Below are 16826 nucleotides of genomic sequence, written 5' to 3' on the forward strand. Positions count from 1 at the left end.
AGAGGGGAAAAATAAAAAATTTCAATTTTGGTTTCTTTATCGAGAATTAAATGTGAAGTAAACGGCTATTGTTTTGTCTCAGAGTTAGTAAGTATCAAGAAATTTTTTATTGTAATTTTGCCGAAAATTTATTGAAATGCAATTACAAAATTTTGTTGAAGAGTTACAATGGAGAGGTATGGTACACGACGTGATGCCAGATACTGAAGCACACTTACTGGCACAAATGCGAAGTGCTTATATTGGGTTTGATCCTACGGCAGATTCGCTTCACATAGGGAATTTAGTACCCATTATGTTATTGTCGTTTTTCCAACGTAGCGGCCACAAACCGTTTGCATTAGTAGGCGGTGCCACGGGGATGATTGGTGATCCATCCGGCAAGTCCAGCGAACGTAATTTACTCGACGAAAAAACATTGCGTCATAACCAAGAATGTGTTCATAAACAGCTATCACAGTTTTTGGATTTCTCACCCTCAATTAAAAATGCAGCCGTAATGGTTAACAATTACGACTGGATGAAAGAGTTTTCTTTTTTAGATTTTATTCGTGATGTGGGGAAACATATTACCGTTAACTACATGATGGCAAAGGATAGCGTGAAGAACAGATTGACGGGTGAAAATGCTGACGGAATGTCCTTTACAGAATTTACATACCAAATGGTGCAAGGCTACGATTTTCTGCACCTTTATAAAAATCATGATTGCACATTGCAAATGGGTGGTAGTGACCAGTGGGGGAATATCACCACGGGAACAGAGCTCATTCGTCGTATTGGTGGCGGAAAAGGATATGCCTTGACCTGCCCGTTGATTACAAAAAGTGATGGGAGTAAATTTGGAAAGAGTGAGGGCGGCAATGTTTGGCTTGATCCAAAGAGAACATCACCCTACAAATTTTACCAATATTGGTTAAATACAAGTGATGAAGATGCTGCGAAGTACATCAAGATTTTTACGTTTTTAGACAAAGCGACGATTGAAAGTATTATAACAGCGCATGAAAAAGCACCACATGTACGCGCGTTACAAAAGAGACTTGCGCAAGAAGTAACAACAACAGTTCATAATGAAGAGGAATACGAAAAGGCACTAGCGGCTTCGGAAATATTATTCGGGAAATCTACGTCTGCCGATTTGAAAAAACTAGATTCTGAAACATTTCTTGATGTTTTTGAAGGAGTACCGCAAGCTGAAATCAAAAGAGCTGATATCAAAAACGGACTCGACATCATTGCGGCACTTGCCGAAAAAACGGGATTTTTAAAATCAAACGGTGAAGCAAGACGTGCATTGAAAGAGAATTCTATTTCGGTAAACAAAGAGAAAGTAAATGATAGTTTTAAAATTACCGAAACAGATTTAATCAATGGTGCTTTTGTGCTTTTGCAACGAGGAAAGAAAAATTATTTTGTAATTAGAGTAACATCTAAAAATGAAAGAGAAAAAGCAGACCCTAAAAATTTGTTGACTATTTAGTAATCTCAAAATCAAAAATCCCCAGACAAAAGTCTGGGGATTTTCTTCATTAACTAACCAACCAATCATGAATTGGAGTTTTAGTCTCCTTCTTCATAACAATTGTACAAGTAGTCGGTTTGTTATATTTCGGCTTACAGAAAACTTTAAATTATTTATAAAAAGTTTGTTACTGCTGGATAGGGCACTAATGCACTTATGAGTAGCGCGATGCTGTCTTTGGCAATCAAAGTGATACTTACCATTATCGCTACAACTAAAATGGCAACCGATGTGTTGTTTTTCTGAATTTCCTTAAACTCATTGATGCCTTTGGTAAACAACGAAAACAATAAAAATACCGCTCCATTAATGAGTACCGAAGCGAGAAAACCAATAAAAAGATATAATCCAGAATAGCTAAGGATTTCTGCAATATTTACTGTCTCTGATTCTGCCATTGAAATGCGAACCACATTTGTAATGGATGGTAAAATTTCAGAAAGAATCAATCCAATCGAAATCACAAATCCAGAAGTGAAAATGGTAAATGCCAAGTTTTCGCCATTGAGATTTCCATCCTTAAAAAAGAGCCTTATGAGTACTTTGTAAGAAGCAAACATAATGACGATGGCAATGATTATCGAAAGAATAATTTCTAAAAGCGCGAGTGTAAATAGTTGTGAATTCATGATTTTTATTTGCTGGTTAAAACTATGTTCCAGTGTTTAACATCGCTGGAGGTTGTGGGGAGTACCCCAATTTTAAAATGTTTTGAAGTTGTTTCCCAGAGTGTGTAAATTTTGCCTCTATACACTTTGTTTTTGCCGCTTGCAGCGATGTTGAGGCCTATTATGGAATGACGATAAAAATCGCTATTGGCAATTGCCACATCATAATTAAAATACTTCAAAATAGAATAGATGAGCATGGTGCGGGTGTCGCAGTCTCCTTTTAAATTTTTAATAAATGAAACCGGATTTTGCACTCCGTAAGGCACACCGCCAATGCAACAATCTGGGCAATCTTCTAGAATGTCTTTAATGGATTCTTCATAATTTTCGGGAGCTAAACAGGCATCTTGAAAAACAAATGCGTAGGGAATATCTTGAATGCAACTTACAACCATTTCGGCAAATTCCATTTGGTTGAGTTTCTTTTCGGCATGGATTTCTTTAAAAGTATTCATTACCAAATCTAAACTCGGGGTGTCATTTCTGTCCATGTAATTATAGAGGCTCCCCCAGAAGTTTTGATCATTTGCATATCGAAAGTTTGCTATCTGATTTTTAAGTCGGTCATAATCCTTTTGGCGTACCGTTAGGCTTCCAGTGTATGGATTTCCGTAGTTATCCTTCCAGTTGCGACGACTTGTAAATACGGGTATTGAGTCGTTCTTTTCTATTAGAATATCTGTAGCTACAGATTCTTCTTCGGTAAAAACGGCAGTGTCATTTTCTTTGACGATATCCACCCAAATACTACCTAGATAATTGAGCCCACTAAAAAGAATAATAAGGATTACAAAATTAGCGAGTATGGATTTTAGTGATGGTTTGCCTAAAATTTTAAACGTAAATCCAATGGATAGCGAGATAGCAAGAAATAAGGTAATGAGGTTAGGGAGATTGACGGTAAATTTGAGCACTCCAAAAGCAACAACGGTAAGAATGAATGTGAGAAAAATCCACAAACAGCCATTGCCCAATCCTTGCTTTTTTGATTCCATTTACAGCACCATTAAATTACATCCACGAATGTCACTCGCATCAAATCTACCTAAAATTTCAAAGCTTCCATCAGCAAATTTCTTTCCTAAATCTTGCGTTGCTATAAAGGAACAGGAATGAAAATTGGCAAGGTCAATGACATTGATTCCTCCGGTTTTTCCTTCTATTAAAGTGAGTGGGTCTTCTGTGTCTCGAGTTAAAATTTGCATCCACGGAGGGCAGTTAAATAACCCTTTGCCGCTTGAATAAGCTTGTGATAAAAGTTCGGTCATGCCGTATTCGCTATGGATTTTTGAAACTCCAAATCCAATTGTTAGTACTTTATGAAGCTCCTCTTTTATCATCTCTTTACGTCGGCCTTTCATGCCGCCGGTTTCCATTACAATGGTATGTTTTAGATTGAATTGTTGCATTTCAATCAAATCTAAAAGTGCATACGAAACCCCAAGTAAGATTGTTTTTTTTCCGTGTTTTTCTTGTTCTAAAAGAGCGTTGGCTAAATCCTTCAAATTTTTAAGGTAAAAATCACTTTTTTGTTGCTTACTCTTTTTGATGAGCGCATCCACCATATACACCAGCGAAGAACCTTCGCGTTCTAAATAAGATGGCAACAAAGCAAGAATAGTATAGTCTTCAATGTCGCCGTACATACGCTCAAAACCTTTAATAAAACTCTCCTCATAAAGTGCAAGACTCGCTATATAATGTTTGCTAGTAATAGAACCCGTTGTACCGCTGCTTGTAAAAATTTTTTCAGAATTGTTTTCTTCGGAAATGAGGCGATCGGACTTAAAAAATTCAATAGGGAGAAAAGGAATTTCCGAAACTTTTTTCACTGCTGCTGAATTTATATTGAGGTGATTGCAGAACCTTCGGTACACCTCAATTGTTTTGTATTGATGCCGAAATGTTTCAAGTGCGGCAGCCTCAAAATCATTTTGGGTTTTTATTTCAAAAATGGAAGGTATGGGCATGTTAAAATTTCCGAAGTAATTGATGTCAAAAATACATAATTAATTTCATGGAGATAGAACAAAAAAGGCTCCCAAACCGGAGCCCTTTTTCTATAAATTAAAGATTTGACCGTTTATTTAACAATCAATTTTTTTGTAGCAGTTACATTGTCTTGAGTGATTCTCACGATGTAAACACCTGCTTTTAATGAACTGATGTTCATTGTTTTGTTTGTCGCGTTTGAATTGATTACTTGTTTTCCTAAAACATCAAAAATAGCAACATTAAGTGCTCCTGAGTTTTTAGAGGTAATGTTCAAAGTTCCATCAGTTGAAGGATTAGGGAACATTGAGAAAGTATCTACTGTATTGTCGTTGAATCCTAGAGTGCCACTAAATACAATGTTGTCAAAGAAAAAAGCTTCAGCTCCAGCGTTCATTCTTGCTTCAATTACAAGTTGTACCATCGTATTTGGTAAAAGAGAAGCAACACCATTATTCCAAGCACCTTCAATTCCTAAATCATTGATGTCATTTCCTGTAGTGTCAAGGATGTCAATTTCAGTATTATTTGTTAAGTCTTTTACGTAGATACGCAATCTATCTGAAGAAGATTCATTTACAGTACCATCACCTTCGTAACCAGTTTCGGCTAAGAAATAATCTATAGTTAGACCTGGAGTAGTTGCTCCTGTTAAATCAACGGTATCAAATTCAAGAATAAAATTTCCGTCAGCATCACTAATTTGGTATCCTTGGTCTCCATCTGTATAGGGGAAATCAACACCAGGTGCAAAAGTAGTAACACCAACGAAATCTCCATCAGTAAGACCTACATCTGGAGTGTCAAATGGCTCGTAACGAGCATTGAACCCTATCTCAGTAGCATCACCATCAAAATTTATGAATGGCTCGTCCACGTTGTTTACTAAATCGTGTGCAACATTTGCATTGCCAGTATCAACGTATTGAATTGAAACAACTGGAGGATTCTCAAAGCTAGTTTTAGCGATTTGAGCAATAGAAACAGCACTCATTGAAAGTGCAAGTAATAATGTAATTTTTTTCATGACTAAATTTTAAATTTATGCCGCAAATATACATATTACTTGTACTCTTGGATGATTGGTATAATAATTTAACAATCACTTAATATTGGGCATCATTGAAGTATCTATCTTTAAAACCTTGATGAACGACATACGATTATTACCTTTGTAACTGTCAAGGTTTAATTAACTCAATAAACTAAAAATGAAAAAAAGGGACACGGTTATCCTACTAGTGGACGACGAACCGGATATTCTAGAAATCATTGGTTATAATTTAACCGGAGAAGGCTATCAAGTTGTGACGGCAAAAAATGGAGTGGAAGCAATAACAATGGCGATAAAACATAAGCCAAAGTTAATAGTGCTAGACGTCATGATGCCCGAAATGGATGGAATGGAAGCCTGCGAAAAATTACGTGCTATACCTGAATTGGCTGAAACGGTTATTACATTTTTAACGGCCCGCGATGAGGACTACTCGCAAGTTGCAGGATTTGAAGCTGGAGCTGATGACTACATTACAAAACCCATTAAGCCTAAAGTTTTATTAAGTAAGGTAAAATCTTTACTCCGCAGATTTAAAGAAAACGACGATGATGTTCCCAACGTGAAATTGGGTAATATTACCATCAATAGGGAAGAGTATAAGATTTCAGTAGGTAAAGAGGAAATGATTTTGCCGAGAAAGGAATTTGAACTACTTTCATTATTAGCTTCAAAACCAGGAAAGGTGTTTACAAGAGAAGATATTCTAGACAAAGTTTGGGGGAACGAAGTAATCGTTGGAGGCAGAACTATTGACGTACATATTAGAAAATTGCGAGAGAAAATTGGTGATAAAAAATTCAAGACGATTAAAGGAGTAGGCTATAAATTTGTAGTATAATGGCAAAAAAAGCGGGAAAATCATATCAATTTGCGGGTTTTTCGGCACTATATATTTCTGTAGTATTAACAGTGATTCTTGGGTTATTTTCTTTCTATCAAGGAGAAATTAATTTTCTGCACTTATCATTTTTTTTTATAGTTTGCTTTGTCATTTGTTTTTTGTTACTACAATTGAGATTAGAAAAACTCATTTATAGAAAAATTAAGGATATCTATGACGAAGTTTCCTTGCTCGATGCTACTTCATTAAGTCAACAACAAGTTTCCACAGACATGGAAACTCTCACACAACAAATTGGTCTTTTCGCTGAAAACAAAAAGTTAGAGATTGAAACACTTAAAATTCGTGAGAATTATAGAAAGGAGTTTGTAGGTAACGTTTCTCATGAACTCAAAACACCACTTTTTACAGTACAAGGTTATATTTTGACACTGCTTGACGGAGCAATGAAAGATAAATCAGTAAGAAAAAAATACCTCAAAAGAGCAAATAAAGGCGTTGAGAGGCTAATCTATATTGTAAAAGATTTAGATATGATTTCAAAGTTTGAGGTGGGTGGTTTACAGCTACAAAAAGAACAATTTAATATCACTAAGCTCATTCAAAATGTTTTTGACCTTTTAGAAATGAAAGCAGCAAAGAAAAATATTCGCTTACTTTTTGATATTAATTATAAAGCTATCGAGCCTATTGAGGTTTTTGCTGATGAAGAAAGAATACAACAGGTATTAACAAATCTCATTGTTAACTCCATTAAGTACGGTAGAAAAGACGGAAGTATTGAAGTAAGTGTAGAACACCTTATTAAAAACAAAGTGATTGTGAGAGTTACCGACAACGGCGAGGGTATTGAACCACAACATATCAATAGAGTTTTTGAACGTTTTTTTAGAGTGGATAAAAGTGGTTCTAGGAAAGAAGGCGGTAGCGGTCTAGGACTGTCTATTGTAAAGCATATTATTGAAGCTCACAATGAAAAAATATATGTTGAAAGTCAATTTGGTATTGGGTCTGAATTTTCATTTACTATGGAAAAGGCTAAATAGTTTACCAAAATCTTGTTCGTGGGTTTTACTAGATAATCTTGGCATTGCAAACATGTTTAATAGTTTTTCCTGCGTAAAATCTTTCTGACTGCAAGAAAGTACTAAACCCTTTTTCTTTAAACGTTTTGCAAGATATTCCTGCTCAAATTGTCCCGGTGTTGGAATAAAAAAACATTGTTTTTCTAGCGCAGCAAGATCCATAATAGTAGTGTAGCCTGATCTGGCGATGACAAAACCACTTTCATTAATCGCTTGACTTAGGGCATCGGTTTTAAGGTAATTGATAATTTTTATATTGCCTTGCTGTGTTGTTTTTTCTTCACGCTCAACTACGCCTCTAACTAATAGTAGATTTTTGGTAGTATCTTTAAACTCAAGCAAAAGCTTTTCTTCAAGTAGTGTGCGTTGAGGTTCTGGGCCAGAAAGTAAAATAAGAATATCATTTTTTTTGACAATATCTTCCTTCCTCAACCTGCTCAGTGGACCAATATATTTAATAGGAAATTCGGTATCTTCAACATGGCCTAATTTACCACTTAAATTTGGTGACCTTTTAAAATCTGGAACCCAGCATTCAGTAAATTTCCGAATATATTTTTGGTGTAATTTTCCAGTAATCTTTGTCGTGCTACCACTCAATACGTTTAGTTGGTGTGTGACAAAAACGGACGGTACCTTTTTGCTTCGAGCACCCCATCGGTTATCGCTAATAATTCCTTTTATGTTGTGTTCATCGACGAGTTTTGCGATGTTTCTCTTTTCGGCTGAAATCGTCCTCAAAAAATGAGGCACTTTGAGCAACATATTTAGTTTAAAATTGCTGCCATTCTTTGGGTACGTGATATCGTAAGAAGGCAACTCAACGCTTTCTAGCTTCGGAAATTCCTTCTGCAATAACAATAGTGCTGCTCCATCACCAGCAATAATTACTTTAAAACCGTGAATGATAAGCTCGTTGATAATAGGAATGCAACGCGTAGCATGGCCAAGTCCCCAATTTAAGGGCGCGACTAAAATTGTTTTGCGTTGCATCATAAATCAAAAGTACTAATAATTGTCACTGCGCTATATTTCCTTAATTTTACCAAAAAATTAAATTTTGGGTAGCAAAAATAAATTGAAGCGTTTTAGAGAAAACGATAATTTTACAAACGTGGTACAACCCACTAGAGAAGAAGCTGTTAACGACGGACTGAATTTGAAAGGAAATTGGAATAAAAATTTCTTTAAAAACGACAATCCCATCGTTTTAGAACTGGGCTGCGGAAAAGGAGAATACTCTGTTGGGCTTGCAAAGCAATCTCCAGATAAAAATTTTCTAGGAGTTGATATTAAAGGTGCGCGTTTTTGGAGAGGAGCAAAAACCGCTCTCGAAGAAAATATGCAGAATGTAGGTTTTTTGAGAACTCAAATTGAACTGATTGACAATCTTTTTGCGGAGAATGAAGTGGACGAAATTTGGATAACATTTCCAGACCCACAGATAAAGTTTAAACGTACCAAACATAGATTGACCAATGAAGATTTCTTAAAAAAATACAAGAAAATTTTAAAGAAAGACGGCGTGGTTCACCTAAAAACCGATAGCGAATTTATGCACGGTTACACCCTTGGTTTGCTCCACGGGTTAAAAGAAGATATCGAGTTTGCCCATCACGATGTCTACGGTATAGGAGATGAAGCTCCTGCAGCTGTTACTGGAATCCAGACCTATTATGAAAGTCAATATCTGGAGATAGGAAAGAAAATCACCTATATTAGATTTAAGTTTCGTTCTTAAAATTTTCCTATCTTCACAGAGTAACGCAAACGTATGACCCTGCTACATAATTTTATTATTGGCTTTTTAGCTGCCTTTATTGGGGTTATTCCACCAGGATTGCTTAACATGTCTGCAGCAAAAATTAGTATGAAAGAAGGGCGCAAAGTAGCGACTTTGTTTTCTGTGGGTGTGTGTGTTACGGTAATGATTCAAACTTTTGTGGCACTTGTCCTTGCTAGATATTTGGATAAAAATCCAGACATCATTGACATATTGCAAAAAGTTGCATTGGGTATTTTTATTTGTCTTACTATTTACTTTTTTTTCATAGCAAAAGATTCGCGAAGAGAAGCTCCTGTCGAAATTAAAAAATCAAAAAGGAATCGGTTTTTTAAGGGCATGTTCATAGCGGCACTCAATCTATTGCCGTTACCTTACTGGGTGTATGTGAGTATCACATTTTCTGCATTTGGCTGGTTTAGTTTTGAGCAATTGGAGCTCTGGGTTGCTGTTCTTGCATCAGGATTGGGGACATTCGTAATGCTTATGATTTACATCCAATTTTTTAAACCAAAACCTAGAAAAATAAGAAAGCGAAATACCATAAACATGAATTATGTTATCGGTATTATCACCGCAGTTATTGCGGTCGTTACGGCGGTCAAAATATTAAATACAATAACGTAATGACTAACGAAGGCTTTTTTGAAAAGGTCTATCAAGTGGCCGAGAAAATTCCTTACGGAAAAGTAACCAGTTATGGTGCCATCGCCAAATATTTGGGTGCAGCAGGAAGTGCAAGAATGGTGGGATGGGCTATGAATGCAAGTGGTTTAAAGGATAATGTTCCGGCACACAGAGTGGTCAACAAGCAAGGTTTGCTTACAGGAAAGCATCATTTTGACGGTACAAATTTGATGCAACAATTACTGGAATCTGAAGGGATTAACATTATCAATAATAAAATTCAAAATCTGGAAAATCACTTTTGGGATCCAATGAAAGAGCTTCCATAATTTCTAGTTCAGAAATTTTAAGACTTCGGAAATGAGCTGCTTCCATGAAATGATTTAGACGCACAATTTTTAAAAATTTCGAACAACATAATTCTTTTTAGCTTTTAAATTTCCGAAGAAAAAATCTATATAAAATTATTTTTTCTAGAGTCAATTTACTTCTCCCTTTGCTTTTTAATAATCGCTATATAACCATAAATCATTTTGATAAGCAACCTTTTAAATCCAAAGGCTATGTGCTATCTTTGCGTTTAGAATGATTCTAAATCAATGAAATTCAATTCATGAAATTAAATAAAGAAAATATCCTTAAAGCCCTTGAAACTATTAGTGTTGCGGGCGAAGGGAAAAATATGGTGGAGAGCGGTGCTGTAAAAAATGTTATGACTTTTGCAGATGAGGTTGTGGTGGATTTGACCATGGCGACGCCTGCGATGCATATAAAAAAACGTGCTGAAGCAGATGTGATTAAAGCGATACATGAGCATGTGAATGCGGATGCAAAGGTGCAAGTAAATATAAAAGTTGAGGCTCCTGCGAAACCTGCAAATCCCAATTTGATTAAAGGAAAAGCCATTCCGGGGATTCAAAATATTGTGGCGATAGCTTCGGGGAAAGGTGGTGTTGGTAAATCTACAGTTACAGCAAACCTTGCGATTACGTTGTCAAAAATGGGTTTCAAAGTGGGGATTTTAGATGCCGATATTTATGGACCTTCAATTCCCATTATGTTTGATGTGGCGATGGAGCGACCACTTTCGGTAACAGTGGATGGAAAAAGTAAAATGAAGCCGGTTGAAAATTATGGTGTAAAAGTTTTGTCGATAGGGTTTTTTACAAAACCAGATCAAGCGGTAATTTGGAGAGGTCCTATGGCCGCAAAGGCTTTAAACCAACTCATTTTTGATGCGGCTTGGGGCGAACTCGATTTTATGCTACTTGATTTACCTCCTGGAACCGGAGATATTCATTTGAGTATCATGCAATCGCTTCCTATTACTGGTGCGGTGATTGTGAGTACGCCACAAACCGTTGCGCTTGCAGATGCCAAAAAAGGTGTAGCCATGTTCCAACAAGAGAGCATTGACGTGCCAGTGCTTGGTGTTATAGAGAATATGTCTTATTTTACTCCAGAGGAACTTCCTGACAATAAATATTATATCTTCGGAAAAGAGGGAGCTAAAAACCTTGCCGATGATTTAAATGTACCTTTTTTAGGGGCACTTCCACTTGTGCAAAGTATTCGCGAAGCTGGGGATGCAGGTCATCCGGCAGCATTGCAGACAGGAACTATCCTAGAAAATGCCTTTATCGAAATCACAAAAAATGTAGTGAGCGAAACGGTACGTAGAAATGAAACACTACCACCTACCGAGGCTATCAAAATAACAACAATGGCGGGTTGTAGCGCTGTAAAATAAGACAATGACTCAAGAAGAATTAATTGCAAAAATTGAAATCGCCCTCGACGAAATTCGTCCTTTCCTTCAAAGTGATGGTGGCGATATATCATTATTGGGAGTGGACGATGGAAAAACAGTGCGCGTTCAATTACAAGGGGCGTGCGTGGGTTGTAGTGTCAATCAAATGACTTTAAAAAGTGGTGTTGAAATGACGATTAAAAAACACGCGCCACAGATTGAAAACGTTATTAATGTTGAGGGATAAGTATTTTTTTATTCTGAAATTTAAAAAGTTTACCCCTTAGTGCGGGGCAATGAATATGATAGAGACAGATATACTTATTATAGGAGCAGGTCCTACAGGTTTATTTACCGTTTTTGAAGCAGGACTCTTAAAATTAAAATGCCATTTAATCGATGCATTACCACAGCCCGGAGGCCAATGCAGCGAGATTTATCCCAAAAAGCCAATTTATGATATTCCAGCGTTCCCCGAAGTTCTTGCGGGCGATTTAGTGAATAATTTAATGAAACAAATTGAACCTTTCCAGCCAGGTTTTACTTTAGGTGAAAGAGCTCAAACGATTGAAAAATTAGAAGACGAAACATTTATAGTTACTACAAACAAAGGCACAAAACACCATGCGCCCATAGTTGCCATTGCAGGAGGTTTAGGAAGCTTTGAGCCAAGAAAACCCCCTATTACGGGTATTGCTGATTATGAAGATAAAGGCGTTGAGTACATAATTCGGGATCCGGAATTGTACAGAGACAAAGATGTTGTGATTGCCGGTGGTGGAGATTCGGCTTTAGACTGGAGTATTTTCTTGACAGATGTTGCAAAAAGTGTAACGTTAATACATAGAAGAAACGAGTTCCGCGGAGCGCTAGATTCCGTAGAAAAAGTACAGGAACTGAAAGACGCCGGAAAAATAGAATTGATAACACCTGCCGATGTTGTAGATGTAATTGGAAACGGAAAAGTGGAAGGTGTGAGTATTAAAAGAGGTGCCGAAGTTTTCAATAAACCGTGTGACCATTTTATCCCTTTATTTGGCTTGGCGCCAAAATTAGGACCGATTGCAGACTGGGGATTAGAAATAGAAAAAAATGCGATTGTTGTAAATAATAGTTTGGATTATCAAACAAACATTCCCGGTATCTATGCCATTGGTGATGTGAACACATATCCTGGGAAATTAAAATTAATTCTCTGCGGATTCCATGAAGCTACATTAATGTGTCAAAGTGCCTATCAACGTATTTTTCCTGAAAAGCGATATGTGATGAAATACACAACAGTAGGTGGCGTTGAAGGATTTGATGGCAGTAAAAAAGAAGCTCCAAAGGCTGTCGTAAAATCCATAAATTAATAATGTTAGACGTAAAATTACACATAACAGATAGGGAAGGGGTGACCCACAGTGTGGATGCACCAACTGATATGAACATGAATTTAATGGAAGTAATTCGCTCTTTTGAACTTGCTCCAGAAGGTACTATAGGTATTTGCGGAGGCATGGCAATGTGCGCCTCTTGTCAATGTTATATTGAAAGTGAACACGAACTTCCAGAAATGTCCTACGATGAAGATGCCATGTTAGCCGAAGCTTTTCATGTACAGGAAAATAGCAGATTGGGATGCCAAATATTTATTACTGAAAATTTAGAAAACCTAAAAGTTACCCTAGCTCCCGAAGAGTAATTGCTAAAAATTAATTTGTTTCAATAATCTTTCGGCAACTAATTGATAGGCTTCCTTAGATGGATGTAAACCATCGTTAGCTACCAAATCGGGATTTGATATTCCGTTGCGCGTGATGTCTGTAATGTTTAAAAATAGAATGTTTTTTGATGCTGCTATAGATTTAGCGTAGTTATTATAGTAATCTATTTCTTCTGAAATTTTCTTCATATTGCCACTGTTAATTCCATAAGGCGTAAACCCGTAATCCGGAATTGACAATACGATTACTTTAGAAGTATCGCCACCAGCAAGTGTAAATGCAATATCAATAAGCGCTAAAAATTCAACTTCATATAAAGAAAATGGCTTGCCTTGAAATTGATTATTTACTCCAATTAATAAAGTGACCAAATCATACTCTGATTCTAAATTCTCATTTGCAATTGCTTCCAATAATTGTGTGGTGGTCCAACCGGTTTGGGCAATTTGTTTTAATGAAACTCGCTGTTGTGATTTCGATTCAATAGCTTTTGCGGTTATGGAAGGAAAGCCACAGGTTTTGCAAACGCTTTCTCCTTTTGTATAACTATCTCCCAAAGCTAAATAGCTAAAGTTTTTAGAATTTTTTTCTGGAGCATTATTCGTTATTTGTTTCGAGGAGCGGCAACTTCCGAATAAACAAAATGACAAAAGAATAACAGATAAAAATTTCAATATATTCATGATTGATATCAGACAGAGTTGCTATTCGGTTACGTAGTTTTTAATTTTTTGAGGCCCTTCTAATACTACTTTTATGACTCTCAATGAGCCGTCTTCAAATGTTGAGATTTGCCATTTTATAAGCGAAATCGCTCCGTTTTCAATTTCGAGTCCTGTGATACTCCGAGGATGAACGCAACTCCCATCATTGAAATATGCAATATCTCCCGGATCTGGAAAACGTGGCCGATGGGTATGCCCCGTGATTGTAAAAATGTTCTTATTGTCTGTAATCCATTTTTTGGTTCGTTTTTCTACTTTGATTAACTCTTTGTAGTTTTTCGCCGGACTTGTGGGATCGCTTATTCCAAAAACTTGCAACTGTCGCCACAAGGCTCTTACCATAAATCGGTTAAATTTCCAACCACGATAATTCATCCAGTCTGCTTGATGACCGTGGAGAAGAAAAATTTCTTGTTTGGTGGTTTCGTGTTCGAGAATCAGACCTTCGGGAAAAGTAATACCGGGGAAGAGTGGTTTGTCCACATTATCTACTTTGTCAAAATAACTATAAAGATGTTTCTCTACATAACTTTGGTTCCTGTACACCATGTCATGATTTCCTATGAGCCGGTGGAGTCTGCCTTCAGCATAAAAAAGTTTCATGAGATTAAAAACATTTTTATGGGCTTCCAGTATGGATTTGAATTCAATATTTTCCCAAAGTTCGTCGCCATCACCCACTTCGCAATAGGTAAATCCTTCTGTGTAATAATGCTTTAATGCGTGGTAATAAATGTTTCGGTTGTTGGCAAAATCGTCTGCAAAACTATTATCTCCGCGATGACAATCGCTAAAGATGATAAATTTAGAGTCATCATTGAAAGCTACTCTTCGAGCGGTTTCGTAAGCGTTGCTAATTCTTTTTTGAGATGACATTCCTTTTCTTTGTTTAAAGATACTATTTGATTTTTAAAATTTCAGAAAAAAACCCCGCAAGATGCGAGGTTAAATTTTAAAATAAATAGAAATTAATTCTGAAATTTCAGTAATTCAAAAGCTGACTTTGTTGTAAAATTTCAGAATTAAAAAACAGCTTTATTTTTTTCTGAAATCACAGTTTCAATTCCATCCCATAGCGTTTTACGAGCTTTTAGTGCTTCGATTGAAGTGGTTTCAACTTCCTTCCATTTAGTTTCGTCAGTACCGCATAATTGGCTAATCATTTCGAGTGCCATTGGGCCATGTTCGTCGCCATCAAGTTCAATATGGCGATCAAAATAATATTTAAAATCTACAAGGTCCTTTTCTGGAAAATGTTGTTGGATTTCTTTGATAATCGAAGTAAATAACTGCGGTATCAAATCCTCACGGCCAAAGGTAAATGCGGCTGCAATGGCGTGCGGTTTTCCCTCTGCAATAGTTTTAAAAGTAAATGATAGAAATTCTTTAATGGAATGAGGCACTCCCAAAATATTAATCGCTTCGGAAATTTCAATACCCGAAACAACGCTTTCAATCAAGCTGTCTATTTTATTTGTTTGCGCTCCTGCTTTTTTCATAGCATCGATATACATTTCAAAATGGCTTTGACGCTGCCCCATTCTGTTAATATCGGTTTCTTCTGCTAGTACAATTTCGTTTATTAAATAGCGAGTATTTGGATTTCCTTTTGCAATCCATGGCGTGGTCGTACACGTTAAATTATTTTGTAATGCCTTTAAAAGTGACATAAAATCCCAAACAGCAAACACATGGTACTCCATAAAAACCTGTAGGTCTTTGGGCGTTTTGATAGTAGCGTACAATGGGTGACTGAGCAATTGTTCTTGATATGGCGCAATCGCAGAAGTTATTCTTGAAATCATGTTTTTTTTGTAAAAATAAAAGGCGCCACTTTAATTTGTAGCGCCTTTGTATAAATTTTAATAATAGAATTATTATTTAAAAGCATTCAAGCCAGTAATATCTAGTCCTGTAATCAATAAATGAATGTCGTGTGTTCCTTCATAGGTCACAACACTTTCAAGGTTCATCATGTGGCGCATGATTGGGTATTCGCCTGTAATTCCCATACCACCTAACATTTGTCTTGCGTCTCTAGCAATTTTTAGCGCCATGTCTACATTGTTTCTTTTTGCCATAGAAATTTGTGCCGTGGTCGCTTTATTTTCATTTTTTAATTGGCCTAAACGTAAACAAAGTAATTGTGCTTTTGTTATTTCGGTAATCATTTCAGCAAGCTTTTTCTGCTGTAATTGGAATTGACCAATAGGTTTTCCAAACTGAATACGCTCTTTTGAATAACGCAGTGCTGTGTCATAACAGTCCATTGCAGCACCAATAACACCCCAAGCAATACCGTAACGAGCACTATCTAAACACCCAAGTGGTGCTCCTAATCCAGATTTGTTTGGTAATAAATTTTCCTTAGGAACTTTAACATCCTGAAATATTAGCTCACCAGTAGCACTCGCTCTCAATGACCATTTGTTGTGCGTTTCTGGAGTTGAAAAACCTTCCATTCCACGTTCCAAGATTAAACCGTGGATGCGCCCTTCTTCGTTTTTTGCCCATATAACCGCAACGTCACAAAAAGGAGAATTTGATATCCAAAGTTTTGCCCCGTTCAATAAATAATGGTCTCCTTTATCTTTAAAGTTAGTGGTCATTCCACCAGGATTACTTCCGTGGTCAGGTTCTGTGAGACCAAACGACCCCATCCATTCTCCAGTGGCTAATTTGGGCAAATATTTTTTTCGTTGTTCCTCATTTCCGTATTTCCAAATAGGATACATAACCAATGAAGATTGAACTGAAGCTGTTGAACGAACGCCACTGTCGCCACGCTCGATTTCTTGCATGATGAGACCGTAGCTAATCTGGTCTAATCCAGCACCGCCGTATTCCTCCGGAATGTAGGGGCCAAAAGCACCAATAGATGCCAAGCCTGGAATGATTGATTTAGGAAATTTTGCATCTTGAGCAGCCTGCTCTATGATTGGAGAAACATCTCGCTTCACCCATTCACGAGCCGCATCACGAATTAATTTGTGCTCTTCGGTTAATAAATCGTCTATATTATAATAATCTGGAGATTCGAATAAATCTGGTTTCATCGCGT

The 16826-nt window shown here is 36.7% G+C and carries 19 protein-coding genes; 10 read left to right on the top strand and 9 right to left on the bottom strand.

The window, feature by feature from the left end:
* Positions 1 to 136 precede the first annotated feature (136 nt).
* Positions 137 to 1483, top strand: a complete 1347-nt coding sequence (tyrS, locus tag ACSHW7_RS04695; RefSeq protein WP_435678154.1) for a tyrosine--tRNA ligase — start codon at positions 137 to 139, stop codon at positions 1481 to 1483.
* Positions 1484 to 1638: 155 nt separating this feature from the next.
* Here tyrS and ACSHW7_RS04700 read toward each other — a convergent pair whose 3' ends face one another.
* The 4 genes from ACSHW7_RS04700 to ACSHW7_RS04715 form a co-directional block, all read right to left on the bottom strand.
* Positions 1639 to 2154, bottom strand: coding sequence for a DUF350 domain-containing protein (locus ACSHW7_RS04700; RefSeq protein ID WP_435678155.1), 516 nt, complete (start codon positions 2152 to 2154; stop codon positions 1639 to 1641).
* Positions 2155 to 2159: 5 nt separating this feature from the next.
* Complete coding sequence (locus tag ACSHW7_RS04705; RefSeq protein WP_435678156.1) at positions 2160 to 3191, bottom strand: hypothetical protein; 1032 nt, start codon at positions 3189 to 3191, stop codon at positions 2160 to 2162.
* Complete coding sequence (locus ACSHW7_RS04710) at positions 3192 to 4166, bottom strand: acyl transferase (protein ID WP_435678157.1); 975 nt, start codon at positions 4164 to 4166, stop codon at positions 3192 to 3194.
* A gap of 113 nt (positions 4167 to 4279) precedes the next feature.
* Positions 4280 to 5215 (bottom strand): T9SS type A sorting domain-containing protein, encoded by a 936-nt coding sequence (locus tag ACSHW7_RS04715; protein WP_435678158.1) that lies wholly within the window; start codon positions 5213 to 5215, stop codon positions 4280 to 4282.
* Between the two features lie 184 nt (positions 5216 to 5399).
* On the opposite strand from ACSHW7_RS04715, the gene ACSHW7_RS04720 reads away from it, so the two are divergent.
* Positions 5400 to 6083, top strand: a complete 684-nt coding sequence (locus ACSHW7_RS04720; RefSeq protein ID WP_435678159.1) for a response regulator transcription factor — start codon at positions 5400 to 5402, stop codon at positions 6081 to 6083.
* Positions 6083 to 7132 (top strand): sensor histidine kinase, encoded by a 1050-nt coding sequence (locus tag ACSHW7_RS04725; RefSeq protein ID WP_435678160.1) that lies wholly within the window; start codon positions 6083 to 6085, stop codon positions 7130 to 7132. The genes ACSHW7_RS04720 and ACSHW7_RS04725 overlap by 1 nt, the downstream gene beginning before the upstream one ends.
* Here the strand turns inward: ACSHW7_RS04725 and ACSHW7_RS04730 are convergent.
* Complete coding sequence (locus ACSHW7_RS04730) at positions 7106 to 8167, bottom strand: glycosyltransferase (RefSeq protein ID WP_435678161.1); 1062 nt, start codon at positions 8165 to 8167, stop codon at positions 7106 to 7108. The genes ACSHW7_RS04725 and ACSHW7_RS04730 overlap by 27 nt on opposite strands.
* Before the next feature lie 64 nt (positions 8168 to 8231).
* Between ACSHW7_RS04730 and trmB the strand changes: the two genes are divergently transcribed.
* The 7 genes from trmB (at position 8232) to ACSHW7_RS04765 (ending at position 13018) form a co-directional block, all read left to right on the top strand.
* Positions 8232 to 8912, top strand: a complete 681-nt coding sequence (gene trmB / locus ACSHW7_RS04735) for a tRNA (guanosine(46)-N7)-methyltransferase TrmB (protein ID WP_435678162.1) — start codon at positions 8232 to 8234, stop codon at positions 8910 to 8912.
* Positions 8913 to 8945: 33 nt separating this feature from the next.
* Positions 8946 to 9581 carry a LysE family translocator gene (locus tag ACSHW7_RS04740; RefSeq protein ID WP_435678163.1) on the top strand — a complete coding sequence of 212 codons (636 nt, stop codon included), beginning with the start codon at positions 8946 to 8948 and terminating at the stop codon, positions 9579 to 9581.
* The gene (locus ACSHW7_RS04745; RefSeq protein ID WP_435678164.1) at positions 9581 to 9910 is read left to right on the top strand and encodes an MGMT family protein; all 330 of its coding nucleotides are present in this window, start codon (positions 9581 to 9583) and stop codon (positions 9908 to 9910) included. Before ACSHW7_RS04740 ends, ACSHW7_RS04745 begins: the two co-directional genes overlap by 1 nt.
* A gap of 284 nt (positions 9911 to 10194) precedes the next feature.
* Positions 10195 to 11331 carry a P-loop NTPase gene (locus ACSHW7_RS04750; protein ID WP_435678165.1) on the top strand — a complete coding sequence of 379 codons (1137 nt, stop codon included), beginning with the start codon at positions 10195 to 10197 and terminating at the stop codon, positions 11329 to 11331.
* Between the two features lie 4 nt (positions 11332 to 11335).
* On the top strand, positions 11336 to 11578 hold the full coding sequence (locus ACSHW7_RS04755; protein ID WP_435678166.1) for a NifU family protein: 243 nt from the start codon (positions 11336 to 11338) through the stop codon (positions 11576 to 11578).
* A gap of 55 nt (positions 11579 to 11633) precedes the next feature.
* Positions 11634 to 12686, top strand: a complete 1053-nt coding sequence (locus tag ACSHW7_RS04760) for an NAD(P)/FAD-dependent oxidoreductase (protein ID WP_435678167.1) — start codon at positions 11634 to 11636, stop codon at positions 12684 to 12686.
* Positions 12687 to 12688: 2 nt separating this feature from the next.
* Positions 12689 to 13018 (top strand): 2Fe-2S iron-sulfur cluster-binding protein, encoded by a 330-nt coding sequence (locus tag ACSHW7_RS04765; RefSeq protein ID WP_435678168.1) that lies wholly within the window; start codon positions 12689 to 12691, stop codon positions 13016 to 13018.
* Positions 13019 to 13021: 3 nt separating this feature from the next.
* On the opposite strand, the gene ACSHW7_RS04770 is transcribed toward ACSHW7_RS04765, so the two are convergent.
* From ACSHW7_RS04770 to ACSHW7_RS04785, 4 genes are all read right to left on the bottom strand, one after another.
* A complete protein-coding gene (locus ACSHW7_RS04770; protein ID WP_435678169.1) occupies positions 13022 to 13723 on the bottom strand; it encodes an SGNH/GDSL hydrolase family protein in 702 nt (233 codons plus the stop codon).
* Positions 13724 to 13744: 21 nt separating this feature from the next.
* Positions 13745 to 14641 carry a serine/threonine protein phosphatase gene (locus ACSHW7_RS04775; RefSeq protein ID WP_435678170.1) on the bottom strand — a complete coding sequence of 299 codons (897 nt, stop codon included), beginning with the start codon at positions 14639 to 14641 and terminating at the stop codon, positions 13745 to 13747.
* Between the two features lie 146 nt (positions 14642 to 14787).
* Positions 14788 to 15570, bottom strand: coding sequence for a DUF3050 domain-containing protein (locus ACSHW7_RS04780; RefSeq protein ID WP_435678171.1), 783 nt, complete (start codon positions 15568 to 15570; stop codon positions 14788 to 14790).
* A gap of 72 nt (positions 15571 to 15642) precedes the next feature.
* A complete protein-coding gene (locus ACSHW7_RS04785; RefSeq protein WP_435678172.1) occupies positions 15643 to 16821 on the bottom strand; it encodes an acyl-CoA dehydrogenase family protein in 1179 nt (392 codons plus the stop codon).
* Positions 16822 to 16826 lie beyond the last annotated feature (5 nt).

The sequence above is a fragment of the Patiriisocius sp. genome (assembly GCF_051252435.1).
Taxonomy (GTDB): Bacteria; Bacteroidota; Bacteroidia; order Flavobacteriales; family Flavobacteriaceae; genus Patiriisocius.